At 72.8% G+C, this 24414-nt stretch carries 19 protein-coding genes and 2 rRNA genes; 16 read left to right on the forward strand and 5 right to left on the reverse strand.

Translation table 11 applies throughout. From position 1 onward, the window contains the following. The 4 genes from ACIRJR_RS27975 to ACIRJR_RS27990 all read left to right on the forward strand — a co-directional run. Positions 1-73, forward strand: a 23S ribosomal RNA gene (locus ACIRJR_RS27975); the annotation flags it as partial. A gap of 132 nt (positions 74-205) precedes the next feature. After that, positions 206-322: ribosomal RNA gene (gene rrf, locus ACIRJR_RS27980) — 5S ribosomal RNA — on the forward strand. Between the two features lie 213 nt (positions 323-535). Further along, positions 536-2014: a hypothetical protein gene (locus ACIRJR_RS27985; RefSeq protein WP_403785631.1), complete on the forward strand. Its 1479-nt coding sequence runs from the start codon at positions 536-538 to the stop codon at positions 2012-2014. Next, positions 2011-2853, forward strand: a complete 843-nt coding sequence (locus ACIRJR_RS27990; RefSeq protein WP_403785634.1) for a hypothetical protein — start codon at positions 2011-2013, stop codon at positions 2851-2853. Before ACIRJR_RS27985 ends, ACIRJR_RS27990 begins: the two co-directional genes overlap by 4 nt. 125 nt (positions 2854-2978) lie before the next feature. On the opposite strand, the gene ACIRJR_RS27995 is transcribed toward ACIRJR_RS27990, so the two are convergent. After that, positions 2979-4259 (reverse strand): DUF1015 family protein, encoded by a 1281-nt coding sequence (locus ACIRJR_RS27995; protein ID WP_403785636.1) that lies wholly within the window; start codon positions 4257-4259, stop codon positions 2979-2981. A gap of 72 nt (positions 4260-4331) precedes the next feature. Here ACIRJR_RS27995 and ACIRJR_RS28000 point away from each other — a divergent pair, with 72 nt between their 5' ends. The 4 genes from ACIRJR_RS28000 to ACIRJR_RS28015 all read left to right on the forward strand — a co-directional run bounded on the left by ACIRJR_RS28000 (position 4332) and on the right by ACIRJR_RS28015 (position 8400). Further along, entirely contained in the window at positions 4332-5360 is a 1029-nt protein-coding gene (locus ACIRJR_RS28000) for an HAD hydrolase-like protein (protein WP_403785638.1), read from the forward strand. 63 nt (positions 5361-5423) lie between these two features. Continuing rightward, entirely contained in the window at positions 5424-6485 is a 1062-nt protein-coding gene (locus ACIRJR_RS28005; RefSeq protein ID WP_403785640.1) for a FecCD family ABC transporter permease, read from the forward strand. Next, the gene (locus ACIRJR_RS28010) at positions 6482-7540 is read left to right on the forward strand and encodes a FecCD family ABC transporter permease (protein ID WP_403785642.1); all 1059 of its coding nucleotides are present in this window, start codon (positions 6482-6484) and stop codon (positions 7538-7540) included. The genes ACIRJR_RS28005 and ACIRJR_RS28010 overlap by 4 nt, the downstream gene beginning before the upstream one ends. 56 nt (positions 7541-7596) lie before the next feature. Next, entirely contained in the window at positions 7597-8400 is an 804-nt protein-coding gene (locus ACIRJR_RS28015) for an ABC transporter ATP-binding protein (protein ID WP_403785644.1), read from the forward strand. Positions 8401-8409: 9 nt separating this feature from the next. Here the strand turns inward: ACIRJR_RS28015 and ACIRJR_RS28020 are convergent, their stop codons facing one another. Further along, positions 8410-8757 carry an SCP2 sterol-binding domain-containing protein gene (locus ACIRJR_RS28020; RefSeq protein ID WP_403785646.1) on the reverse strand — a complete coding sequence of 116 codons (348 nt, stop codon included), beginning with the start codon at positions 8755-8757 and terminating at the stop codon, positions 8410-8412. 42 nt (positions 8758-8799) lie between these two features. Here ACIRJR_RS28020 and ACIRJR_RS28025 point away from each other — a divergent pair, with 42 nt between their 5' ends. The 5 genes from ACIRJR_RS28025 (at position 8800) to ACIRJR_RS28045 (ending at position 13941) form a co-directional block, all read left to right on the forward strand. Next, positions 8800-9114 (forward strand): hypothetical protein, encoded by a 315-nt coding sequence (locus ACIRJR_RS28025; protein ID WP_403785648.1) that lies wholly within the window; start codon positions 8800-8802, stop codon positions 9112-9114. Positions 9115-9121: 7 nt separating this feature from the next. After that, a complete protein-coding gene (locus tag ACIRJR_RS28030; RefSeq protein WP_403785650.1) occupies positions 9122-9937 on the forward strand; it encodes a TlyA family RNA methyltransferase in 816 nt (271 codons plus the stop codon). Next, positions 9934-10857 (forward strand): NAD kinase, encoded by a 924-nt coding sequence (locus tag ACIRJR_RS28035; protein WP_403785652.1) that lies wholly within the window; start codon positions 9934-9936, stop codon positions 10855-10857. The genes ACIRJR_RS28030 and ACIRJR_RS28035 overlap by 4 nt, the downstream gene beginning before the upstream one ends. 83 nt (positions 10858-10940) lie before the next feature. Further along, positions 10941-12686, forward strand: a complete 1746-nt coding sequence (gene recN, locus ACIRJR_RS28040; RefSeq protein ID WP_403785654.1) for a DNA repair protein RecN — start codon at positions 10941-10943, stop codon at positions 12684-12686. Between the two features lie 175 nt (positions 12687-12861). After that, positions 12862-13941, forward strand: a complete 1080-nt coding sequence (locus ACIRJR_RS28045) for a glycosyltransferase family 4 protein (protein WP_403785656.1) — start codon at positions 12862-12864, stop codon at positions 13939-13941. 61 nt (positions 13942-14002) lie between these two features. Here ACIRJR_RS28045 and ACIRJR_RS28050 read toward each other — a convergent pair whose 3' ends face one another. The 3 genes from ACIRJR_RS28050 to ACIRJR_RS28060 all read right to left on the reverse strand — a co-directional run bounded on the left by ACIRJR_RS28050 (position 14003) and on the right by ACIRJR_RS28060 (position 19225). Then, the gene (locus ACIRJR_RS28050) at positions 14003-15631 is read right to left on the reverse strand and encodes a PucR family transcriptional regulator (protein ID WP_403785658.1); all 1629 of its coding nucleotides are present in this window, start codon (positions 15629-15631) and stop codon (positions 14003-14005) included. Between the two features lie 101 nt (positions 15632-15732). Then, the gene (locus ACIRJR_RS28055) at positions 15733-17127 is read right to left on the reverse strand and encodes an FAD-binding oxidoreductase (RefSeq protein WP_403785660.1); all 1395 of its coding nucleotides are present in this window, start codon (positions 17125-17127) and stop codon (positions 15733-15735) included. Between the two features lie 271 nt (positions 17128-17398). After that, entirely contained in the window at positions 17399-19225 is a 1827-nt protein-coding gene (locus ACIRJR_RS28060; RefSeq protein WP_403785662.1) for a glycoside hydrolase family 15 protein, read from the reverse strand. 414 nt (positions 19226-19639) lie between these two features. On the opposite strand from ACIRJR_RS28060, the gene ACIRJR_RS28065 reads away from it, so the two are divergent. The 3 genes from ACIRJR_RS28065 to ACIRJR_RS28075 all read left to right on the forward strand — a co-directional run bounded on the left by ACIRJR_RS28065 (position 19640) and on the right by ACIRJR_RS28075 (position 24342). Then, the gene (locus ACIRJR_RS28065; RefSeq protein ID WP_403785664.1) at positions 19640-21310 is read left to right on the forward strand and encodes a CTP synthase; all 1671 of its coding nucleotides are present in this window, start codon (positions 19640-19642) and stop codon (positions 21308-21310) included. A 76-nt stretch (positions 21311-21386) separates the two neighbouring features. After that, positions 21387-22013 carry an NUDIX domain-containing protein gene (locus tag ACIRJR_RS28070; protein ID WP_403785666.1) on the forward strand — a complete coding sequence of 209 codons (627 nt, stop codon included), beginning with the start codon at positions 21387-21389 and terminating at the stop codon, positions 22011-22013. 256 nt (positions 22014-22269) lie between these two features. Next, the gene (locus ACIRJR_RS28075) at positions 22270-24342 is read left to right on the forward strand and encodes a tetratricopeptide repeat protein (RefSeq protein ID WP_403785668.1); all 2073 of its coding nucleotides are present in this window, start codon (positions 22270-22272) and stop codon (positions 24340-24342) included. The last annotated feature ends 72 nt before the right edge of the window (positions 24343-24414 follow it).

A 24414-nucleotide genomic window follows, 5' to 3' on the forward strand; every position in this document is an offset into this window, starting at 1 on the left:
GTTGATAGGCCAGATGTGGAAGCCCGGTAACGGGTGGAGCTGACTGGTACTAATAGGCCGAGGGCTTGTCCTCAGTTGCTCGCGTCCACTGTGTTGTTCCCAGGCCACGAACAGTCGTGCTGGTTGAACAGCTTCACTACTTAACTGAAAAGTGTGCTTGTTCGCTAAGTGCCGATCTCCGCTTATGTGGAGTGGTCGATAGTGTTTCGGTGGTCATTGCGTTAGGGAAACGCCCGGTTACATTCCGAACCCGGAAGCTAAGCCTTTCAGCGCCGATGGTACTGCAGGGGGGACCCTGTGGGAGAGTAGGACGCCGCCGAACAATCTTTCAGGGCCCTTGGTCCCAGCGTTCATGCTGGGGCCAAGGGTCCTTTTTTTGTTTTGTCGAAGCGCGTCGGATGGTCGACTGCGCGAGAATGTCTGTGGTACCCGATGACAGGAGTCACCCCCATGTCCACCAACTCTTCCGACGACCGTCCGGAGCGCGAGCCGCGTCGCCGGGACGGCGGTGACAGGGGCGGCTTCCGAGGCGGCCGTGACGATCGGGCCGGCGCGCCTCGACGTGACAACGACCGTGGTGGCTTCCGGCGTGATGACCGTGCCCCGCGTCGTGATGACGAGCGTGGTGGCTACCGCGGTGGCCAGCGCGACGACCGTGGTGGCCGTCCCAGTGGTGGTGGCTTCGAGCGGCGTGATGACCGTGGTGGCCGTCCGAGCGGTGGTGGCTTCGAGCGGCGTGACGACCGGCCGCGTGGTCCGCGTCGTGACGACGACCGTCCCGGTGGCTTCCGGCGTGACGACAGCCGCGGTGGCAGCACCGGCGGCGGTTTCCGCCGCGACGACCGGAGCAGTGACCGCGGTCCGCGCCGTGACGACGACCGGTCGAGCAACTTCCGGCGTGATGACCGTGCCCCGCGTCGTGATGACGAGCGTGGTGGCTACCGGGGTGGCCAGCGCGATGACCGCGGTGGCCGTCCGAGCGGTGGTGGCTTCGAGCGTCGTGACGACCGTGCCCCGCGTCGTGATGACGAGCGTGGTGGCTACCGGGGTGGCCAGCGCGATGACCGCGGTGGCCGTCCCAGTGGTGGTGGCTTCGAGCGGCGTGACGACCGGCCGCGTGGTCCGCGTCGTGACGACGACCGTCCCGGCGGTTTCCGGCGTGACGACAGCCGCGGTGGCAGCACCGGCGGCGGTTTCCGCCGCGACGACAGCCGGGGCGGCGATGGCGGTTTCCGTCGCGACGACCGCGACCGTGCCCCGCGTCGTGATGACGAGCGTGGTGGCTACCGCGGTGGCCAGCGTGACGACCGTGGTGGCCGTCCCAGTAGTGGTGGCTTCGAGCGGCGTGACGACCGGCCGCGTGGTCCGCGTCGTGACGACGACCGTCCCGGCGGTTTCCGCCGTGACGACAGCCGCGGTGGCAGCACCGGCGGCGGCTTCCGCCGCGACGACAGCCGGGGCGGCGACCGAGACCGCGGTCCGCGCCGTGACGACGACCGGTCGAGCAACTTCCGACGTGATGACCGTGCCCCGCGTCGTGATGACGAGCGTGGTGGCTACCGCGGTGGCCAGCGTGATGACCGTGGTGGCCGTCCGAGTGGTGGTGGCTTCGAGCGTCGTGATGACCGTGGTGGCCGTCCCAGTGGTGGTGGCTTCGAGCGTCGTGATGACCGTGGTGGCCGTCCCAGTGGTGGTGGCTTCGAGCGGCGTGACGACCGGCCGCGTGGTCCGCGTCGTGACGACGACCGTCCCGGTGGCTTCCGGCGTGACGACAGCCGCGGTGGCAGCACCGGCGGCGGCTTCCGCCGCGACGACAGCCGGGGCGGCGACCGCGACCGCGGTCCGCGCCGTGACAACGACCGGGGCAACGACCGCGGTGGTTACCGTGGTCGCGACGACCGTGGCGGTTACCAGGGCCGCGACGACCGGGACCGTGAGCCCATCAAGCGGCTTCCCATCCCCGACGACGTCACCGGCGACGAGATCGACAAGGACGTTCGCCAGGAGCTGTTGAGCCTGCCGAAGACCCTCGCTGAGGACGTCGCACGGAACCTCGTCATGGTCGCCCGCCTGATCGACGAGGACCCCGAGCAGGCCTACGCGTACTCGCGCATCGCTCTCCGGCTGGCGTCGAGGGTCGCCGCCGTGCGTGAGGCTGCGGGCTTCGCGGCGTATGCCACGCAGAAGTACGCCGAGGCTCTGGCCGAGTTCCGGGCGTCACGGCGGATGACCGGCTCGGTGGACCTGTGGCCCGTCATGGCCGACTGCGAGCGCGGACTGGGCCGTCCCGAGCGGGCGATGGCCATGGCCGGCGAGCCCGAGGTGCAGAAGCTGGACAAGGCCGGGCAGGTCGAGATGCGTCTGGTCGCCGCGGGAGCCCGCAGGGACATGGGCCAGATCGATGCCGCGATCGTCACCTTGCAGAGCCCCGAGCTCGCTTCCAGCGCGGTCCACTCGTGGACGCCGCGTCTGCGCTACGCCTACGCCGACGCGCTCCTGGAGGCAGGCCGGGAGGACGAGGCCCGTGAGTGGTTCGGCAAGGCCATGGAAGCCGACAAGGACGGCGCGACCGATGCGTCCGACCGGCTTGCCGAGCTCGACGGTGTCGAGTTCGTCGATGCGCTCGGTGAGGACGACGATCCTGCCGACACGCCGGTGGACACGAAGGAGCAGGACGACGAAGCGGGCGATGACTCGCTCAAGGACTCCGACGACGACTTCGACGAGGACGACGACTCCGACGAGGGCGACGACTTCGACGAGGGCGACGACTCCGACGAGGACGCGGACGCGGACTCCGACGAGCACTCGGACGGCCAGGGCGACGACGTGGACGGCTCCACGAAGGCCTGAGGCCTGATGGACACGGCATGAGGAGAGGGCGGCACCCGGCAGGGTGCCGCCCTCTCTGCGTTTCCGCCTCGTCGCACGGCCCCGGGGGAGGCCGGCCAGGTCTTCCGGCCCCGGCCCGCGGTGCCTCAGTCGATGTCCAGGCTGCGCAGGACCAGTCCCGTGGCCGGTTTGGGACCGAAGGAGGTCGACTTGCGGGGCATCGTGACGCCCTGCCTGGCCAGCTCCCGGACGGTTTCCTCGCGCACGGGATTCATCAGGACCGCCGTGGCGCCGTGCCGCTCCGCCTGCTCGACCGCCGCCGCGACGTCGTGGATGTAGGCGATGTGCTCCGGGGCGTCGGGGATCCCCCAGACGTCGTCGAGGAGAGCGGAGTGCAGCACGGTCGCGTCGAGCGCGCGCCAGGCGGCGGGCCGGTCGGTCCGGATGGTGCGGGCCAGCAGCCGCTCGTCGGGCCTGTCGGCCAGATGGAAACGGCCGTCGCCCGCGAGGAGGAACGCGTTGCCCTGTGCCGCGGCGCCGGCGAGTGCGTCGAGGGCCCTGGGCAGGGGCCCGTCGACGGGCCGGACCCGGAAGTGGCCGTCGAGGGCGCGGAGCGCGTCGGCGACCGGGAGCCGGTGCAGCAGCCGGTGGATGGCGCGCACCCGCAGGGGATAGCGGGCGGTGTCGACGAGCAGGACGAGCCCGAAGTCCCATGGGCCTGGGGCGGAGTGTTCCTTCTGGAGCCGGAGATAGGTGGCCCAGCGGTGGTGACCGTCGGCGATCAGGGCCTGGCGCCGGGACAGGTCCGACTCGATCTCCGCCCGCTCCGCGGGATCCGTGACGGCCCAGAGGCGGTGACCGAAGCCGTCCTCGGTCGTCGTGGTGAGCAACGGGAGCCGTGCCACCACGCGCTCGATGACGGCCGTCGCGCCGCTCGGCCCGCCGTCACCCGCGTAGCTGAGGAGCAGGGGTTCGAGGTGGGCGGCCGCCGTACGCATCAGATCGGCGCGGTCCTCCACCACGTCGGCCATGACGTCCTCGTGCGGCAGCACGATGCCCTCCGAGGCGGGGGAGAGCGCCAGAGCCCCGATCACACCGCGCTGAAGGACGTCACCGGCCCGCTGCTCGTAGACGTAGAGGACGGGCTCCGGGTCCGGGGCCAGGACGCCCTCCGTGAGCCAGCGCTGCAGGGTGTCGGCCGCCTGCCGGTGGCGCGCGGCTGCCGTGCCGGCCTGCGGAAGGATGAGCCGCACGATGTTGTGCGGGTCCGCGGACTCCAGGTGGTGCAGTCCGTCGGGCCGTACGACGACGTCGTACGGGGGTGAGGTCACCGCCGCCAGGCTGCCGACCTGCTCGGGGACGTACCGCAGTCCGCGGAAGGGGGTCAGCCGCAGTCCCCGGCCGGCGGCGGGCCCGGTTGTGTTCATTTGTGCATCGTATGTGCGCTCCCGGGATGCGCGATGATCGGGGGAGGAGCATGGAATGAGGAGCGCAGGCATATGAGTCAGCAGTACAGGTCCCGGCCGCTCGGAAGCGCCGTGGCGCTGAGCGAGGCGTACGACACGGCCCTGCTCGACCTCGACGGGGTGGTGTACGCGGGCGGGCATGCGATCGTTCACGCCGTCGGGTCGCTGGGCAGCGCCCGCGCGGGCGGCATGCACCTGGCGTACGTGACGAACAACGCGCTGCGGACGCCGGACGCGGTGGCCGAGCACCTGACGGAGCTCGGGGTGCCGGCCGATCCGGCTGATGTCATCACGTCGGCACAGGCCGTGGCCAGGCTGATGGCCGATCAGCTGCCGCCCGGGGCCAAGGTGCTCGTGGTCGGCGGGGAGGGGCTGCGGGTCGCGCTGCGCGAGCGCGGCCTCGTGCCGGTGGAGTCGGCGGACGACGATCCGGCCGCCGTGGCGCAGGGGTTCGGCGGGCCCGATCTCCCGTGGGGCCGGTTCGCGGAGGCGGCGTACGCGATCAGGCGTGGAGCGGTGTGGTTCGCCTCGAACACGGACCTGACGATTCCGGGCGCCCGCGGCATCGCGCCGGGCAACGGCGCGGCGGTGGAGGTCGTGCGGATCGCGACCGGCGCCGAGCCGCAGGTCGCGGGCAAGCCGCTGCCGCCGATGCACCGCGAGACCGTGCTGCGGACCGGGGCGAAGCGGCCATTGGTCGTCGGCGACCGGCTGGACACGGACATCGAGGGCGCCTTCAACGGTGGCGTGGACTCGCTGCTCGTCCTCACCGGGGTGACCGACGCGGCACAGCTGATCGCGGCCGAGCCCAAGTACCGCCCGACCTACGTGGACCGCGATCTGCGGGGGCTGCTCACCGGTCAGCCCGAGGTGTCGGAGGAGGACGGCGGGTTCCGCTGCGGCGGATGGACGGCCGCGGTGCGCGGGGACGCGCTCGTGCTGGAGGGCGAGGGCGACGCGATCGACGGGCTGCGAGCCCTGTGCGGGGCGGCGTGGACGCACGCCGGGGAGGGCGCGTGCGCGCTGGACGCCGCGAAGGCCGTGGCCGGACTGGACCTTTAGGGCACCGGACCGCGTACCGTACGGGGAAGTTGAGATGATACGAGGATAGGCTAACCTAACCACGTGTTGGTCGAGAGTCCCCCCGAATCGAGTTCCGGCCCCGAAGCCGCGCCGGACACACCTGCGCGCGCAGGACGCCACGCGGTACGTGCCGCGGGCCTGCTGGTCGCCGCGGGTGTGCTGGTGCTGGTCTGCCTCGCGAGTGTCGCGATCGGTGCCAAGGCCCTCCCGTTCTCCGAGGTGTGGCACGGGCTGTTCCACTACTCGGGCACCAACGGCGACGTCCTGGTGCGGGATGTGCGGGTTCCGCGCACCGTGCTGGGGCTGATCGTCGGGGCCGCCCTGGGGCTGGCCGGCGCGGTGATGCAGGCACTGACCCGCAACCCGCTCGCCGAGCCCGGTCTCCTGGGCGTCAACGCGGGCGCGGCGGCGGCCGTCGTCTCGGCCATCTCCTTCCTCGGCGTCACCTCGCTGACCGGGTACGTCTGGTTCGCCTTCGGCGGCGCCGCGATCGTGTCCGTTGCCGTGTACCTGCTCGGTGGCAGCCGGTCGGCGAACCCGGTAAGGCTGGCGCTCGCCGGCACGGCGGTCACCGCGGCGCTGTTCGGCTACGTCAACGCCGTACAGCTGCTGGACTCCGCGGCGCTGGACCGGCTGCGCTTCTGGACCGTGGGATCGCTGGCCTCCGCGACCCCGGAGACCGTCGGCAAGGTGTGGCCGTTCATCGCGCTCGGTGTGCTCCTGGCCCTGTTGATCGCCCGGCCGCTGAACGCGCTGGAGATGGGCGACGACACCGCCAAGGCGCTCGGCGCGCATCTGACGCGTACCCGGGTCCTCGCGATGGTGGCCGTCACCCTGCTGTGCGGCGCGGCGACCGCCGCATGCGGGCCGATCGTCTTCATCGGGCTGATGATCCCGCACCTGGTCCGCACGATCACCGGCCCGGACATGCGGTGGATCCTGCCCTACGCGGCCGTGCTCTCCCCTGTGCTGCTGCTCGGCGCCGACGTGGTGGGCAGGGTCGTCGCCCGCCCCTCCGAGCTGCAGGTGGGCATCGTCACCGCACTGCTGGGCGGGCCCGTCTTCATCCATCTCGTACGACGCAAGAGGATGGGCCGGCTGTGAAGACCCCGCAGGACACCACGAGGACGGTCCACGCCGTACGGACGGCCGGCGGGCTCTCCTTCCGTGTGGACGCACGGGCGTTCGCGGTGATCGCGCTGCTCGTCGCGGCGGCGGCCTTCGCCGCCGTGGTGCTGATCGGCAGCGGCGACTACTCCATGTCACCCGGGCAGGTCGTCACCACCCTCTTCGGCAACGGCACCTTCCAGCAGGAGTTCATCGTCACCGAACTGCGGCTGCCGAGGGTCCTGGTCGGGCTGCTCGTCGGCGCGGCGCTCGGTGTCGGCGGCGCCGTCTTCCAGAGCGTTTCCCGCAACCCGCTCGGAAGCCCGGACGTCCTCGGCTTCGGCCAGGGCTCCGCGGTCGGCGCCCTCATCGTGATCGTGCTCTTCCACGGCGGCCCCACGGAGGTCGCCGCGGGGGCCGTCGGCGGCGGACTGCTGACGGGTGTCGCCGTCTACCTGCTGGCCTGGAAGCGCGGGGTGCACGGCTACCGGCTCGTCCTCGTCGGCATCGGCGCCGCGGCGATGCTCACCGCGGTGACCCACTTCCTGATCACCAAGGCCGACCTCGTCGACGCCACCCGCGCCGTCGTCTGGATGACCGGCTCCCTCGACGGCCGGGACTGGGCACAGGTCTGGCCGCTCCTCGCGGTCTGCTGCGTCCTGATCCCCCTGATCCTCGGCCACGGGCGGGCGCTGCGCATGATCGAGATGGGCGACGACGCCGCCCACGCCCTGGGCGTACCCGTGGAGCGCACCCGGCTCGTCCTGCTGAGCTGCGCCGTGCTGCTCGTCGCCGTCGCCACCGCCGCCGCGGGGCCCATCGTCTTCGTCTCGCTCAGCGCCCCGCAGGTCGCCCGCCGGCTGACCCGCGCACCCGGCCCCAACCTGGCCGCCGCGGCCGCCACGGGAGCGGCCCTGCTCCTCGTCGCCGACTGGACCGCCATGAACGCCTTCGGGGACCGCCAGCTCCCGGTGGGCGTCGTGACCGGCGTGCTCGGCGGCTGCTACCTGCTGTGGCTCCTCGTGTCCGAGCGCCGGGCAGGACGCATATGAAGCCGGGCGGGCCCGACCCCTCGCAGACCGATCCCACCGACTCCGGGAGTACGACCATGCAGCGCCTCACCGCGGACTCGGTGACCCTCGGCTACGACCAGCGGGTCATCGCGGAGAACCTCTCGGTCGAGATACCCGACAACTCCTTCACCGTCATCGTCGGCCCCAACGCCTGCGGGAAGTCGACCCTGCTGCGCGCCCTCTCCCGGATGCTGAAGCCGAGCGCCGGCGACGTGCTGCTGGACGGGCAGTCCATCCACCGCATGCCCGCGAAGAAGGTCGCCAGGACGCTGGGTCTGCTGCCCCAGTCCTCCACGGCCCCGGACGGCATCACCGTCGCCGACCTCGTCGCGCGCGGCCGCTACCCGCACCAGGGGCTGCTGCGCCAGTGGTCGCCCGAGGACGAGCGGATCGTGATGGAGTCCATGGAGTCGACCGGTGTCGGCGCACTCGCCGACCGTTACGTCGACGAGCTCTCCGGCGGCCAGCGCCAGCGGGTCTGGATCGCCATGGCCCTCGCCCAGCAGACCCCGCTGCTCCTGCTCGACGAACCGACGACCTACCTCGACATCCAGCACCAGATCGAGGTGCTCGACCTCTGCGCCGAACTGCACGAGACGCAGGGCCGCACACTGGTCGCCGTGCTGCACGACCTCAACCACGCCGCCCGGTACGCCACGCACCTCATCGCCATGCGCGAGGGCGCGGTCATCGCCGAGGGGGCACCCGGCGACGTCGTCACCGCGCGGCTCGTGGAGGAGGTCTTCGGGATGCGTTGCCAGGTCATCGACGACCCCGAGACGGGAACTCCGCTCATCGTCCCCGCGGCCCGCAGGAAGCGCGCGGAGGCCTCCGCCTGAGGCCCCGGGTCACAGCAGTGACTTGAGCTTCAGGAGATCGCGGAAGCCCGCCTCCAGCCGCACCCGGCCCGAACCCCAGGCCTTCGCGAAGTTCAGCTCGCCGCCGACCATGGCCACCAGGTCGTCCCCGGTCATCGCGAGGCGGATCTCGGCCTTCTCGCGGGGCGGGCCGTCGTGCGTGTCCAGCACCCGGATCCGGCCGTTCGCCAGCCGTCCGGTGAACGTCACATCGAGATCCCTGATGTGGCAGCTCAGCGAGCGGTCGAGGGCGGCGGCGCCGCGCACGTCGCCGTCGGCCCCCGCCAGGTTGTCGGAAAGTGTGTCGAGTGCGCTGCGGCACTCCGCCATGGTCGCCATCGTCACCGACGGTACACCGGCCGTTCGGGGTAGCGTTCCCGCATGAGCGACTGGACGCCTGGGCCGGACACGGAGCAGCGGGGTGAGGCGGGCGGGACGGCCGCCGGGCAGCCCGCCGCGCCTCCCGCGCCCACCTTCGACCCCGCCCCGCCCGCACCCCTCGGTGTCGCACGCACCCTCACCGGGCACGCCGGTGTCGACGCGCGGCTGGAGCGCCTGGCCGACGCCGACCACCTCGCGGCGGACGGCCACACCGAGGTGTACGAGGATGTACACCGTGGGCTGCGCGACGAGCTGACCGCGCTGGACGCACGGCCCGCACCCGCACCGACGCCCACGCACGACAACAGGAGCTGAACGAGAAGTGGCAGGAGTGGCACGTCGCCGCCTCGACGCCGAGCTGGTACGCCGCAAGCTCGCCCGCTCGCGTGAGCACGCGAGCCAGCTGATCGCGGCCGGGCGGGTGACCGTCGGCGGGAACACCGCGACCAAGCCCGCCACCCAGGTCGAGACCAGCGCCGCCGTCGTCGTCGTCAAGGACGACAGCGACCCCGAGTACGTCTCGCGCGGCGGGCACAAACTCGCGGGCGCCCTCGCCGCCTTCACGCCCCTCGGGCTGAAGGTCGAGGGGCGGCGGGCGCTGGACGCCGGCGCCTCGACCGGCGGCTTCACCGATGTGCTGCTGCGGGCCGGAGCCGGCCACGTCGTGGCCGTGGACGTCGGCTACGGGCAGCTCGCCTGGTCCCTCCAGTCCGATGAACGCGTCACCGTCAAGGACCGTACCAACGTGCGTGAGCTGACGGTGGAACAGATCGACGGGAAGGAGGTGGACCTGGTGGTCGGCGACCTGTCGTTCATCCCGCTCGGTCTGGTCCTCCCCGCCCTGGCGCGCTGCGCCGCACCGGACGCCGACCTGGTGCTCATGGTGAAGCCGCAGTTCGAGGTGGGCAAGGAGCGCCTCGGCAGCGGAGGTGTGGTCCGCAGCCCCGAGCTGCGGGCCGAGGCGGTACGGGAGGTGGCGCGCCGGGCCGGTCTGCTGGGCCTGGGTGTCCAGGGGGTCACGGCGAGCCCGCTGCCCGGCCCGTCGGGAAATGTCGAGTACTTTCTGTGGCTGCGGGCCGGCGCACCGGAGCTGGATCCCGCGGATGTCGACCGTGCAGTGGCGGAGGGGCCCCGTTGACGACACATGCGGCACGACCTGGGAACGCGGAACGCACCGTCTTCCTGCTGGCGCACACCGGCCGCCCGGCCGCGATCCGCAGCGCCGAGCTCGTCGTCCAGGGCTTGTTGAAGAACGGCCTGGGGGTGCGGGTGCTGGCCGTGGAGGCGGAGGACCTGCCGCTGCCGCCGTCGGTGATGACGGTCACGGACGCCACACCCGCGGCCGTGGACGGCTGCGAGCTGCTGATCGTGCTCGGCGGGGACGGGACGCTGCTGCGCGGCGCCGAGATCTCCCGCGCCTCCGGTGTGCCGATGCTCGGCGTCAACCTCGGAAGGGTGGGATTCCTCGCCGAGGCCGAGCGTGACGACCTGGACAAGGTCGTCGACCGCGTCGTCACCCGCGCCTACCAGGTCGAGGAGCGGATGACGCTCGACGTCCTGGTGCACAGCAACGGTGAGGTCGTCCACTCCGACTGGGCGCTCAACGAGGCCGCCGTGCAGAAGGTCTCCCCCGAGCGGATGCTCGAGGTCGTGCTGGAGATCGACGGACGCCCGGTGACCGGGTTCGGCTGCGACGGGATCGTCTGCGCGACCCCGACCGGCTCGACCGCGTACGCCTTCTCGGCCGGCGGCCCCGTCGTCTGGCCGGAGGTCGAGGCGCTGCTGATGGTGCCGATCAGCGCCCACGCCCTGTTCGCGAAGCCGCTGGTGACCTCGCCCGACTCGGTGCTGGCCGTGGAGGTGCAGCCCCACACCCCGCACGGGGTGCTGTGGTGCGACGGCCGCCGGACGGTCGAGCTGCCCGCCGGGGCCAGGGTCGAGGTGCGGCGCGGGGCGGTGCCCGTACGCCTCGCACGCCTGCACCAGGCCTCCTTCACCGACCGCCTGGTGGCCAAGTTCGCGCTGCCCGTGCAGGGCTGGCGGGGTGCTCCGCACTGACTGCCCGGGGCGCTGCTCACACCCGCGTGAGTGAACCCGCCGCCGGGGCCCGTCACACACCGGGCTCCGGACCTCGTAAGGTCATGTCCGTGTTGGAGGAGATGCGGATACGGTCGCTCGGAGTCATCGACGACGCGGTGGTGGAGCTGTCACCCGGTTTCACCGCGGTGACGGGTGAGACCGGCGCGGGCAAGACCATGGTCGTCACGAGCCTCGGGCTGCTGCTCGGCGGGCGCGCGGACCCGGCCCTCGTACGGGTCGGTGCCAAGGCCGCGGTCGTCGAGGGGCGGATCACGGTGTCCCCGGGCGACGCGGCGGCGCTGCGCGCCGAGGAGGCGGGGGCCGAGATCGAGGACGGTGCGCTGCTCGTCAGCCGTACCGTCTCGGCGGAAGGGCGCTCCCGGGCCCATCTCGGGGGGAGATCCGTGCCCGTGGGAGTGCTCGCCGAGCTCGCCGACGAACTCGTCGCCGTGCACGGCCAGACCGACCAGCAGGGGCTCCTCAAGCCCGCCCGCCAGCGCCAGGCCCTCGACCGGTACGCGGGCGAGGGTGTCGCGGCACCCCACACCACGTACGCCGCCGCCTACCGGCGGCTGCGCGCGGTCGTCACCGAGCTCGACGAACTGACCACGCGGGCCAGGGACCGGGCACAGGAGGCCGATCTGCTGCGCTTCGGCCTCGACGAGGTCGCCGCCGTGGAGCCGCTGCCGGGGGAGGACACCGAGCTGGCCGCCGAAGCCGAGCGGCTCGGCCACGCCGAGGCGCTCGCTTCGGCGGCGGCCCTCGCCCACGCCGCGCTCGCGGGCGATCCGGAGGACCAGGAGGGCGTGGACGCCACCACGGTGGTCGCCGCCGCCGGACGGTCCCTGGACGCCGTACGGGCGCACGATCCGGCGCTGGCCGCGCTCGCCGACCGGATCGGGGAGATCTCGATCCTGCTCGGCGACGTGGGCGGCGAGCTCGCCGGATACGCCGACCAGCTGGACGCCGACCCGCTGCGGCTCGCCGCCGTGGAGGAGCGTCGTGCCGCGCTCACCGCGCTCACCCGCAAGTACGGCGAGGACATCTCCTCCGTGCTGGCCTGGGCGGAGGAGGGCGCCTCCCGGCTGACCGAGCTGGAGGGCGACGACGAGCGGATCGGAGAGCTGACGGCCGAACGCGACGCGCTGCGCGGAGAACTCTCCGTCCTCGGGCAGGCACTGACCGACGCCCGGACGGAGGCGGCGGCGCGCTTCGCCGCGGCCGTCACGGACGAGCTGGCGTCGCTCGCCATGCCGCACGCCCGGGTCTCCTTCGCCATCGGGCAGACCGAGGCGCCGGACGAGGCGTCCGGCATCGACATCGGCGGCCGGAGCGTGCTCTACGGGCCGTCCGGCGCCGACGAGGTGGAGCTCCTGCTGGCGCCGCACCCCGGTGCCCAGCCCCGGCCGATCGCCAAGGGCGCGTCGGGTGGTGAGCTGTCCCGGGTGATGCTCGCCGTCGAGGTGGTGTTCGCGGGGTCCGATCCCGTGCCGACGTACCTCTTCGACGAGGTCGACGCGGGAGTCGGCGGCAAGGCCGCCGTCGAGGTCGGCCGGCGGCTGGCGAAGCTCGCCCGGTCCGCGCAGGTCGTCGTGGTCACCCACCTGCCGCAGGTGGCGGCCTTCGCGGACCGGCAGCTGCTGGTCGAGAAGACCGTCGACGGATCGGTGACCAGGAGCGGGGTCACGGTCCTGGAGGGCGAGGACCGGGTGCGGGAGCTCTCCCGGATGCTCGCCGGACAGGAGGACTCGGAGACCGCGCGGGCGCACGCCGAGGAGCTGCTGGAGACCGCGAGGGCCGACGGATGACGATCGGCTGACGTCAATCTGGGGACCGATGCATCACTCGAAAGAGTGGGGTGAGGTGTCCTGCTCCCGGCGAGAGGACGGGAGCAACGTTTCATCGGTCCCGGAACGTGCGTACGGACTGGCATCCTTGGCGCTGTACCTACCACCGACTCGGGAGCCCCGGGAGCCGATCAACGTGTCACAGCTGCGTACGGTCCAAGTCCTGGGCGGCGGTGCCGGAAGCAGCGCTCATGTCCGCTCGCTCGCCGCGGGACTGGTCGCCCGGGGCGTGCAGGTCACCGTCTGTGCCCCGGCCGGTACGGGCCGCGCCCACGGCCTTCCGGTGGCCGGTGCCCGCTTCGTCGCGGTGCCCCGGCGCAGCGACCCCGCGGCCGTCGCCGCCCTCCGGACCGCCTGCACCGGAGCCGACATCGTCCACGCCCACGGGCTGCACGCCGCCGTACGCGCCGGGATCGCGCTCAGCGGCCGCGGCACCCCTCTGGTCGTGACCTGGCACACCCGGGTCCACGCCGAGGGCACCCGCGGACGGCTGCTGCGGCTGCTGGAGCGAAGGGCGGCCCGCGCGGCCGCCGTTGTCCTCGGCACCTCGTGGGAGCTGGTCGACCGCGCACGCCGCCGGGGTGCCAGGGACGCCCGGCTCGCCGCCGCGCCGATCCCCGCGAGCCGCTTCCCGGGCGCCCCCGACGACGGCAAGGCCCGTGCCGAACTGGGGGCGGTCGGCAGGCCGTTGCTCGTGTCCGTCGCCCAGGACGGCCAGGAGGCCCTGTTGGACGCCGCACGGACCTGGCGCTCACTGGACCCCGTGCCCCTGCTGGCCGTCGTGGGGGAGGGGCCCCGGCCGGGCGCCCTGCGGCGCCGGATCGCGGCCGAGGGCCTGCCCGTCGTCCTCGCCGGCGGCGCGGATGACATCGGGGATCTCCTCGCCGCCGCCGACATCGCCGTGCTCGCCGGCCGAGGGGAGGGCGGGCCGCTGCTCGCCCAGGAGGCCCTCCGCCTCGGGATCCCCCTGGTCGCGGCCCAAGCCGACGGTCTGCCCGAACTCGTCGGCGACGCCGCCGCGCTGGTCCCGTACGGCGACGCCGAGGCGCTGGCCGGCGCGGTAGCCGGGCTCCTCGGCGACCCCGTACGGCGGGAACGGCTCGCCGAGTCCGGGCGCGCCCGGGCAGCCCGCTGGCCGACCGAGGAGGACTCGATCGCCCATGTGCTCTCCGTCTACGACGAGTTGGCGCAGCCCCTGGCGGGGGACCGCGCCTGAGGGCCGTCCCGCCCGGATCGTGCCCGGTTCGCGAGCCCGGCGTACGGCGAGGTGCCGGGGGTCAGCGGGTGTGGCGGCGGGCCCTCAGGGCCAGGCTCAGGGCGAGCACCGACTGCGGGTCGTCGAGGTCCGTGCCGAGCACCTCGCCGATGCGGGCCAGCCGGTTGTAGAGCGTCTGGCGGTTCAGATGCAGGTCGCGTGCGGCCTCCGCCTTGCGGCCCGCGTGCGCGAGGTACGCCTCCAGGGTGGGCAGCAGCGCCGGACGGGAGGTCCGGTCGTGCTCACGCAGCGGCCCGATCGCCCGGTCCACGAAGGACTCCAGGTCCGGATGGTCCCGCAGCCGCCACAGCAGCAGGTCGATGTCCAGTCGGCGCGCGTCGTACCAGGGGCGTTCGTCCAGCCCCTGGGCGGCCGTCGCGGCGTCCGCCGCGTGCCGCAGCCCCGCGCCCGCCGTGGCCCAGCCGCCCTCGGCCCCGACCACCACGACGACCGGGGTACGGTCACCCGCCCGGTCGAGGCCCGCCCGCCCGGCTCCGGCCCGTAGCGCCGCCGCCACCCGGTCGGCCAGGGCCGTACGGGTCGTACCCGGTCGCAGAGCCAGCAGCAGGAGAACCCTGCCCTCCACCGGGCGCACCCCCACCAGCACCGGTGCTCCGACCGCCGCGAGTTCCTCCGTCACGATTCCGGCCGGCAGCGCCCAGCTCCCCGAGGGGGCGGACTCGGGGGCGAGCAGCATCACCACGGGCAGCAGCGGGTGCCCGCCCGGCCTGAACCCCAGAACCGCGGCCTGCGCCGGCGCGTCACCGGAGGAGATCCTGCCCTCGGCGAGATCCGTGAGGAAGTCACCGCGCCCCCGCGCCGCCACTTCGTCCTCCTGGCGGGCCTGCATCAGCACGACCGCCAGGATGCCCGCCGCCCGCTCGGCCGCCATCCGGTGCACCGCCGCCAGCGGCCCCGACACGGCCAGCAGCACCAGCCGGGCGCGCACGGAACCGGTGCCGGGCCCGCCACCCGGCACCTCGACCAGGACCGCTCCGGCCGGTGGCGCGTCCCGGGCCGCGCGTGCCCCGCGCAGCCCCTCCCAGACCTGCAGCGGATCGGCTCCCACCGGTCCCGTCCCGGTGCCCGCCGCGAACAGCAGCCGGCCGTCCGGGGTCTCCAGGAAGACCGGGTTGGCGGCGAAGTCCGCCAGGATCCCCAGGACCTGCGGCACCCCGCCGCCGCCGAGAACCGCCTGTGTGCACCGCCGGTGGACCTCCTCGGCCTGCTGGAGCAGGGCGTAGTGGCCGTTGACGATCTCGGTGTGGATCTCCTCGGTCACCGCCACGAACGGCACCTCGCGGTGCAGCTGGACGAGCGGCAGCCCCGCCGTCCTGGCCGCCTCCACGATCGCCGTGGGCAGCCTGCCGAAGCGCGGTCCGAGCTCCACGACCAGGGCGGCGATGCCGCGGTCGGCCAGCTTCCGGACGAAGGCGCGCTGGTCGGAGGGCCGGGCCCCGAGGCCGAGGCCCGTCGTGAGCAGCAGTTCCCCGCCCTTGAGGAGGGCGGGTATGTTCGGCGCCTCACCCGCGTGCACCCAGCGCACCCTGCGGTCCAGCCGGTCCTCGCAGGTCAGTACCTCCGGGAGCCCGCCGCGCAGCCCCGGCAGCTCCAGCGCCCGCCGCACGGTGATCCCACCCTCTGTCGCCACCGGCTCCGGCCTGCTTCCCGTCGTGCGCCCACGCGCTCGTGTCCCATGTCCAGGGGCGAGAACGCCCCGGTCAGGAAGGTACCGGCCTCCGCCGGGGCACGTCACACCGCGGCCACGGCAGGCTTGACGTTGTGGTTCAGGTGGAAGACGTTGTCGGGGTCGTAGCGGGCCTTGACCCGGGACAGCCGTTCGTAGGCGTCCTCCCCGAATCCGGCGACGACCCGCTCCTGGCCCTCGCGCCCGATGAAGTTGAGATAGACCGCGCCGCTCGCCCACGGAACGAGGTCGCCGCGGACCCGGCGCACCCACTGTCTGCCCTGTTCGTCGTCGGTCTCGTTCTCCCAGACACCGAAGGGATGCACGGCCCACGGCGAGGAGCGCCAGGGCAGCGGGTAGTCGGCGGGTCCGCGGGCCACCGCGCCGCCCATCGGGAACAGCACGTGCTGCGAACCGGAGGGGACGGGCATCGTCGCGGCGGCCGCGCAGAAGGCGGCCGCGGCCTCGTCGGGGAAGCCGCCCAGATACTCCGCCGACCAGTAGTTCCGCATGCCGGGCGGGTCGTCGAGCATGCACTGCAGGTCGGCGTAGGGGATGCCGTCGATCACCCCGGCCTCGCGCTCCAGCGCCAGCAGGGGAGCCGCCACCTCGCGCAGCTCCGCCTCCGTCCCGGCGTAGGTGACCAGGACCGCGCACACGAGGCGGCCCACCATGGCCTCGGGCACCCACTCCTCGGGCGGCCCGGTGATGTAGATACAGGCGCCGCCCGCCGCGTCCGGGGCGGACTCCATCACGTCCCGGTACGTACGGACCGCCTCGGGGCCGTTCTCCGGGCGGAACAGGAGCAGCGCCATGCTCATCGCCGGCAGGTCGTGCAGCCGCAGCGTCAGCGAGGTGACCACGCCGAAGTTGCCACCGCCGCCGTGCAGGGCCCAGAAGAGCTCCGGGTTCTCGTCCGCGCTCGCGCGGACGGAGCCGCCGTCAGCCGTCACCACATCGGCGGCCAGCAGGTTGTCGCAGGCCAGCCCGAACGCGCGCTCCAGCCACCCCGATCCGCCGCCGAGCGTGAAGCCGCCGACACCCGTGGTCGAGACCCGTCCGCCCGTGGTCGCCAGGGCGTCCGGCTGGGTGGCCCGGTCCAGGTCGCCCATGGTGGCGCCGCCGCCGACGCGGGCCGACCGGGCCTCGCGGTCGACGTCCACCGTCCGCATACGGCGCAGGTCGACCACCAGACCGCCCTCGCTGAGGGCCATGCCCGCGACGCTGTGACCGCCGCCGCGTACGGCGACCTCCAGCTCCTCGTCGCGTGCGAAGCGCAGGGCACGCACGACATCCGCCTCGGACGCGCACTGGGCCACCACCGCGGGTCTGCGGTCGATCATGCTGTTGAAGACGGTCCGGGCCTCGTCGTAGCCCGGGTCACCGGGGACATGGACCTCACCGGAGAAACCGGATCCGAGGCGGGCCGGAGCGGCGTCCGCCGCAGTGCGGGGCGTCATGTGGAGCCCCCTTCGCAGGGCGTGGCAAGACCCTTCCATCGTAGGCCCGGCCGTGGAGATCGGCCGCTCCCGCAGCAGGACGGCGACGAGCCGGACCCGGCGGCACGCCGGACGCCCACCCGTACCGGCCCGGCGCTCACCGGACTCCGGCCCTGTGCTCCCCGGTCCGTCCCGACCGGCCGCCGGACGTGCCGGACCGCCCCCGCCGTACACGTCGACGACGACCGGGGCGGTCCGGAACACAGCGGGGGGAACGGGATCCCGCGCCGGATCAGCCCACGTACGCCCCGCTGGCCGTCAGGCGCAGTGCCGTGTCGATCAGCGGCACGTGGCTGAACGCCTGCGGGAAGTTCCCCACCTGGCGCTGGAGGCCGGAGTCCCACTCCTCGGCCAGCAGGCCCAGGTCGTTACGGAGCGACAGCAGCTTCTCGAAGAGGCGGCGGGCCTCGTCGACCCGGCCGATCATCGCCAAGTCGTCCGCCAGCCAGAAGGAGCAGGCCAGGAACGCGCCCTCGTCGCCCTCCAGGCCGTCCACGCCCGCGTCATCACCCTCGGTGGGGTAGCGCAGGACGAAACCGTCCTCCGTGGACAGCTCCCGCTGGATCGCCTCGATCGTGCCGATGACCCGCTTGTCGTCGGGGGGCAGGAAACCCATCTGCGGGATCAGCAGGAGCGACGCGTCCAGTTCCTTCGACCCGTAGGACTGGGTGAACGTGTTGCGCTCCGGGTCGTAGCCCCGTTCGCACACGTCGCGGTGGATGTCGTCACGCAGCTGGTGCCACCGCTCCAGCGGCCCCTCGGCGTCCCCCGACTCGATCAGCTTGATCGTGCGGTCGACGGCGACCCAGGCCATCACCTTGGAGTGCACGAAGTGCCGGCGCGGCCCGCGCACCTCCCAGATGCCCTCGTCCGGCTCGTCCCAGTGCTTCTCCAGATAGCTGATCAGCTTGAGCTGGAGACCCATGGCGTAGTCGTTGCGGGTCAGCCCCGTCATGTGCGCCAGGTGCAGGGCCTCGGTGACCTCGCCGTACACGTCGAGCTGGAGTTGGTTCGCCGCGCCGTTGCCTACCCGGACCGGCCCGGAGTTCTCGTAACCGGGCAGCCAGTCCAGCTCCGCCTCGCCGAGCTCCCGCTCACCCGCGATGCCGTACATGATCTGCAGGTTCTCCGGGTCGCCCGCGACGGCCCGCAGCAGCCACTCGCGCCACGCGCGGGCCTCCTCGCGGTACCCCGTGCGGAGCAGGGAGGAGAGCGTGATCGCCGCGTCCCGCAGCCAGGTGTAGCGGTAGTCCCAGTTCCGCGAGCCGCCGATGTCCTCGGGCAGGGAGGTGGTCGGGGCGGCCACGATGCCGCCGGTCGGCGCGTAGGTGAGCGCCTTGAGCGTGATCAGCGAGCGGACGACGGCCTCCCGGTAGGGGCCGTGGTACGTGCACTGCTCGACCCATTCGCGCCAGAAGTTCTCGGTCGCCTCCAGGGACGACTCGGGCTCCGGCACACCGGGCGGCTCGTGGTGCGAGGGCTGCCAGCTGATCGTGAAGGCGATCCGGTCGCCGGGCGCCACGGTGAAGTCGGAGTACGTGGTCAGGTTCTGGCCGTACGTCTCCGCCTCGGTGTCCAGCCACACCGAGTCGGGGCCCGCGACGGCGACCGTGCGGTTGTCGACCTTGTGCACCCACGGGGTGACCCGTCCGTAACTGAAACGCATCCGCAGTTCGGAGCGCATCGGAACCCGGCCGCTCACGCCCTCCACGATGCGGATCAGCTGCGGCGCGCCGTCACGCGGCGGCATGAAGTCGGTCACGCGGACCGTGCCGCGGGGGGTGTCCCACTCCGATTCCAGGATGAGCGAGTCGCCGCGATAGCGGCGGCGGTCCGCCGCGGGAGCCTCCGCCCCCTCGGCGCGGGCGGGTCCCAGCCGCCAGAAGCCGTGCTCCTCGGTACCGAGAAGTCCGGCGAAAATCGCGTGTGAGTCGAAGCGGGGGAGGCACAGCCAGTCCGCTGTGCCGTCCCGGCAGACCAGGGCTGCGGTCTGCATGTCTCCGATGAGTGCGTAATCCTCGATGCGCCCGGCCACGTGCGTCTCCAGTCGAACGGCCATGTCGCCCCGCAGGGCGCTTACTGCTGGTCAAGGGGTCGTTGTAGTAGAACCGACGAGCTCTTGCGCGGGTGAGCGGGCTGGGGTGGTGCCGCTGGGCCGGCCGACTCGGCAGCGAGTGTCCGAGCAGGATACGACGCACCCGGGGGTTCCGCGCGACTGTCCGCAAGTTGTCCGCGGCCCGACCCGGGCGAATGGGTGGGACCTGAAACGGACGTGCCGATCTTGTGACCGCGCCGCCGCGGGCATGGCCGGAAGCACCCTCCCCTCGTCGCTGTTACCCTGGTAGCCCGTGGACCGGTGGTCGTCCCGACAGTGGACGAGGCCCCCGAACCGCAGCGACGGCGCCTCCGGAAATCTCCGTACGGCATGCCGGCACGCACCTCACGATCGCGACCACGGGAGCCCCCTTTGGCTATGCAGCCCACATCCACGACGACCAAGCACATCTTCGTCACCGGGGGTGTCGCCTCCTCCCTCGGCAAGGGTCTGACTGCCTCCAGCCTGGGTGCCCTGCTCAAGGCACGTGGCCTGCGGGTCACCATGCAGAAGCTCGACCCCTACCTCAACGTCGACCCCGGCACGATGAACCCCTTCCAGCACGGTGAGGTCTTCGTCACCAACGACGGCGCCGAGACCGACCTGGACATCGGCCACTACGAGCGCTTCCTCGACGTCGACCTCGACGGCTCGGCCAACGTCACGACCGGCCAGGTCTACAACACCGTGATCGCCAAGGAGCGGCGCGGCGAGTACCTCGGTGACACCGTCCAGGTCATCCCGCACATCACCAACGAGATCAAGCACCGCATCCGCCGCATGGCGACCGACGACGTCGACGTCGTCATCACCGAGGTCGGCGGCACGGTCGGCGACATCGAGTCGCTGCCCTTCCTGGAGACGGTCCGCCAGGTCCGCCACGAGGTCGGCCGCGACAACGTCTTCGTCGTGCACATCTCACTGCTGCCCTACATCGGCCCGTCCGGCGAGCTGAAGACCAAGCCCACCCAGCACTCGGTCGCCGCGCTGCGCAACATCGGTATCCAGCCGGACGCCATCGTGCTGCGCGCCGACCGCGACGTCCCGACCGCCATCAAGCGCAAGATCTCCCTGATGTGCGACGTCGACGAGACCGCCGTGGTGGCCTGCAAGGACGCCCGGTCGATCTACGACATCCCCAAGGTGCTGCACACCGAGGGCCTGGACGCCTACGTCGTCCGCAAGCTCGACCTGCCGTTCCGCGACGTCGACTGGACCACCTGGGACGACCTGCTGGACCGGGTCCACAACCCCGACCACGAGGTCACCGTCGCCCTGGTCGGCAAGTACATCGACCTGCCCGACGCCTACCTCTCGGTCACCGAGGCCATCCGGGCCGGCGGCTTCGCGAACAAGGCACGGGTCAAGGTCAAGTGGGTCGCCTCCGACGACTGCAAGACCCCGGCCGGCGCGCAGAAGCAGCTCGGTGACGTCGACGCGATCTGCATCCCCGGCGGCTTCGGCGAGCGCGGTGTGGTCGGCAAGGTCGGCGCCATCCAGTTCGCCCGCGAGAACAAGGTGCCGCTGCTCGGTCTCTGCCTCGGCCTCCAGTGCATCGTGATCGAGGCCGCGCGGAACCTCGCCGGGATCACCGACGCCAACTCCACCGAGTTCGACGCGGCCACGGCCCACCCCGTCATCTCGACGATGGAGGAGCAGCTCGCGTACGTCGAGGGCGCCGGCGACCTGGGCGGCACCATGCGGCTCGGGATGTACCCGGCGAAGCTCGCCGAGGGCTCCCTGGTCCGCGAGGCGTACGCCGGCGAGCCGTACGTCGAGGAGCGCCACCGCCACCGCTACGAGGTCAACAACGGCTACCGGGCGGAGCTGGAGAAGAAGGCCGGACTGGTCTTCTCCGGCACCTCCCCGGACAACAAGCTCGTCGAGTACGTCGAGTACCCGCGTGAGGTGCACCCCTACCTGGTCGCCACCCAGGCGCACCCGGAGCTGCGTTCCCGCCCGACGCGCCCCCACCCGCTCTTCGCCGGTCTGGTGAAGGCCGCGGTGGAGCGCAAGGTCGCGGCGCACGGGACGGGCGCCGACGCGTAAGGCGATACGGTTGACCGGGGTACGGATCCTTCACGGATGCGTACCCCGGTTTCTGTTTGTTCGTGGGAGGACGTACATGGGTTTCCAGGACACACCCGAGGAGTGGCAGGTCACCGCGACGGTGACCCCCTTCACCGGCAACAAGACCAGCGTCCGCACGGACGACGTCGTGATGCCCGACGGCAGCGTCCACAGCCGCGACTACCAGGTCCACCCCGGTTCCGTCGCCGTGCTCGCCCTCGACGCGGACGGCAGGGTCCTCGTCCTGCGGCAGTACCGGCACCCGGTGCGCCACAAGCTGTGGGAGATCCCGGCGGGGCTGCTCGACGTCCCCGGCGAGAACCCGCTGCACGCCGCGCAGCGCGAGCTGTACGAGGAGGCCCACGTCAAGGCCGAGGACTGGCGGGTGCTGACCGACGTCTACACCACGCCCGGCGGCTGCGACGAAGCCGTGCGCGTCTTCCTCGCCCGGGACCTCTCCGAGGCCGAGGGCGAGCGCTTCGAGGTCGCCGAGGAGGAGGCCGACATGGAGCAGGCCAGGGTGCCCCTGGAGGAGCTCGTACGGGGGGTCCTCGCCGGGGACCTGCACAACAACTGCCTGGTGGTGGGCGTCCTGTCGCTGACCGCGGTGCTGGCGGGCGACGGGGTGGACTCGCTGCGTCCCGCCCAGGCGCCCTGGCCGGCCCGCCCGTTCGAAGCCTGAGCCGTCCGGTCCGTTCCCGAGCCGCCCGGGTCCGTCCTTGAGCCTCCGTCCGTCCCTGAGCCGCCCGGTCCGTCCCTGTGGGGCGGGCCGGTACCGGGTCTGGGCCGATCGGGGGGTGATCGTACGAAAAGCTGATCCGATCGAGGGATGTGTCCGCCCCGCTCGGCCGTGATCGTCCGCACCGCTGAACTACGCTCGAAAGGCCCCGCCCGGAGTTCCGGCGGGCAACCGCGTGCAGCGAAGTGGAGCGTGGCCCGTGACCGATCAGGCGGTGGACACCAGCGGCCCGGCCTCAGTGGCGGGGACAGCGGGAGCCAAGGAACCGCCTGGCGCCGCTCCAGCCCAGTTCTTCGGCCGTGAACGCGAGTTGAAGGCCCTTCAGGAGGACGTCGAGGGGGCCGGCCTGGATACCCTGGCCGGCCGCAAGGCGGCACGCGCCCGGGTCCTGCTGATCGCCGGCCGGCCCGGATCCGGACGCAGCGCCCTCGCCGCCGAACTCGCCCGCCGGCTCGCGGAACCGGGCGACTACCCCGACGGGGTCTTCCGGGCCACGCTCACCGAGCCCGGGGGCGAGCGCGTCCCCCTGGAGCGCACCGCACGCGGACTCCTGGACCTCCTCTCCGTCACCGCCCCGCCCGGGACCGACGAGGACGAACTGGCCGAGATGGTCCGCGAGGCGTTCGCCGCGCGCCGCGCCCTGATCGTGCTCGACGACGCCGTGGACGCCGGACAGGTCGACCCCCTGCTGCCGGACAACCCCGACTGCCTGGTCGTCGCCACCGCGACCGGGCCCCTCACCGGAATCCCCGGCGTCCGCCCGTGCACCATCGGCGGCCTGGACGCGGGCTCGGCCGTGCAGTTGCTCGCCCGCACCATCGGGCAGGTCCGCATCACCGTCGATCCGCGCACCGCGGAGACGCTCACGGAGGAGTGCGGGGGGCAGCCCGCCGCACTCACCCTGGTCGCGGGCTGGCTCGCCGCCCGGCCGGGCGCGTCGGTCGCGGACGTCGCCAAGCAACTGCGGGAACAGCAGGACGATTCCGAACAGCCCTCCGCGACACGTCCGTTGCCCCGCGCGTTCCAGCTGGTCCACGACTCGCTGCCGTCGGCCGCCGCCCGGATACTGCGTCTGCTCGCCCTCGCCCCCGCCGGCCTGGCCGACGCCCACACCGCGTCCGCGCTGGCCGGGTGCTCGGTGTCGGCGGCGCAGGACACCCTGGACGACTTCGTCCGGTCCGGGCTGCTCCGGACCAACGGCGCGGAGCTCCCGCAGTACGAGGTGCCCGGCTGCCTCGCCCCGCTGGTGCGCGCCGCGCTGGAGGAGAGGGAGCGGCCCGCCGAGATCCAGCTGGCCCGGGCCCGGATGCTGGAGCGGACCGTCCGCCGGCTCCAGGCGTGCCGGGCGGTCACCGAACCCGAGGACTCCCCGGCCCGCCGCAGGCTGGCGGGGCTGCCGCGCTCCCTGCGCTTCCCCCATCCCGAGGCCGCCGCCGAGTGGCTGCGGATCCGGGAGCCCGCGCTGCTGGCGTCCGCCCGCGCCGCGGTGGGGGAAGGGGACCTGGACACCCTCGCCCGCCGGCTGGTGGCCGCGCTGGTCCGGGCCCTCGCCGCGCACCGGGGGACCGAGGACGCCGCCCCCGTGCTGTACGGGCTGCACGGCCTGGTCCTCGATGTGGCGGTCCGCCGCGACCTGCCCCGGGAGAGGGCCGCGGCCCTGCTCAATCTCGCCGATCTGGACGCCAGGACCGGCCGTACGCGGGAGGCACTGGCCCGCTACCGGGCCGCACTGGACGCCGGGCGCGCGGCGAACGACCTCTACGCGACCGGCCGCGCGATGGAATCCGCAGGCGGCGCGTACGCCGAGCTGGGCGACTACAACCGGGCCTCCGACTGGTACGGCCGGGCCCTCGCGCAGCGCCTGGGCCAGGGGGAGCGGGCCGACGCGGCGCGGCTCTACGGCCGGCTGGGAGCCGTCCACACGTACGCCGGGCGCTACGGCGAGGCGCTGCGCGACTGGCGGGCGGCGGCGGCGGGCCACCGCAGGCTCGGGGACCCGGCCGCCCAGGCGCGTGCGCTCAGCGAGGCCGCGCGGGTGCAGGAGTACGCGGGCAGGCCGCAGGAGTCGCTGCACACCTGCCGGGAAGCGGTCGATCTGGCGCGCAGGGCCGGTGACGTGCGGCTCCAGGCCGCGCTGGAGCTCAGGCTGGCGGACACCCTGGACCGTCTGGGGGACCCGGCGGCGGCCCGGCTGCACCGGGCAGCGGCCGACAGGCTGCTGGGAGAGGAAGGCTCTGCCTACGAAATCCGTAGTGCTTCCGTCGAAACTTAATGCTTTGTAAGGCTGGACAGCGGGAAGCCCTTCATTAATGATGGCTCTGCCGCACATCTCTGCGGTGTCTCC

Origin of the sequence: Streptomyces sp. NPDC102402, from assembly GCF_044765765.1 — a bacterium.
GTDB lineage: Bacteria > Actinomycetota > Actinomycetes > Streptomycetales > Streptomycetaceae > Streptomyces.

Coding starts and splice junctions, on each gene's coding strand:
- ACIRJR_RS28060 (WP_403785662.1), bottom strand. CDS start 19,225: ATGGCCGTTCGACTGGAGACGCACGTGGCCGGGCGCATCGAGGATTAC.
- ACIRJR_RS27995 (WP_403785636.1), bottom strand. CDS start 4,259: ATGAACACAACCGGGCCCGCCGCCGGCCGGGGACTGCGGCTGACCCCC.
- ACIRJR_RS28015 (WP_403785644.1), top strand. CDS start 7,597: ATGCAGCGCCTCACCGCGGACTCGGTGACCCTCGGCTACGACCAGCGG.
- ACIRJR_RS28055 (WP_403785660.1), bottom strand. CDS start 17,127: ATGACGCCCCGCACTGCGGCGGACGCCGCTCCGGCCCGCCTCGGATCC.
- recN (WP_403785654.1), top strand. CDS start 10,941: ATGTCCGTGTTGGAGGAGATGCGGATACGGTCGCTCGGAGTCATCGAC.
- ACIRJR_RS28065 (WP_403785664.1), top strand. CDS start 19,640: ATGCAGCCCACATCCACGACGACCAAGCACATCTTCGTCACCGGGGGT.
- ACIRJR_RS28020 (WP_403785646.1), bottom strand. CDS start 8,757: ATGGCGACCATGGCGGAGTGCCGCAGCGCACTCGACACACTTTCCGAC.
- ACIRJR_RS28025 (WP_403785648.1), top strand. CDS start 8,800: ATGAGCGACTGGACGCCTGGGCCGGACACGGAGCAGCGGGGTGAGGCG.
- ACIRJR_RS28070 (WP_403785666.1), top strand. CDS start 21,387: ATGGGTTTCCAGGACACACCCGAGGAGTGGCAGGTCACCGCGACGGTG.
- ACIRJR_RS28000 (WP_403785638.1), top strand. CDS start 4,332: ATGAGTCAGCAGTACAGGTCCCGGCCGCTCGGAAGCGCCGTGGCGCTG.